1 protein-coding gene is annotated in these 396 nt (G+C 28.8%); it reads right to left on the reverse strand.

The genetic code is table 11. The features are described from left to right. Positions 1 to 396: hypothetical protein (locus tag ACNPNW_RS06140; RefSeq protein ID WP_448766729.1), on the reverse strand; the 396-nt coding region annotated here is incomplete at both ends.

Raw genomic sequence — 396 nt, forward strand, 5'->3', positions numbered from 1 at the left:
AACTTTATTCCAACATTAATATTCTCGATCGTCTCTCTCAAGCTAAAGTAAAATGTAGATACTCTTTGAAATACAATATCTTTGCAACTATACATAGCAAACAGCAATGAGATAAATTTCCCGATTAAATCAGCAACAATTAGTATCCTATAATCCCTCACACCAGCTAATAATAAAACAATAATTAGCCCACAGTACAATAACCTATCCACCATAGTAATTTGTGCGTACTCTTTGATCCTATTGGTACCTTGTAAAATATAAAGCAACATATATCTGAGATTTACAGTGAGTAAACATATAGCTATCATTTGAAAGATAAACAACTTATTAGCATCTGATAGATAAAAAGATGCAGTTAAAATTATAATTATTGCCAATATAATTTGAAAAAAA

The sequence above is a fragment of the Acinetobacter endophylla genome, assembly GCF_053543775.1.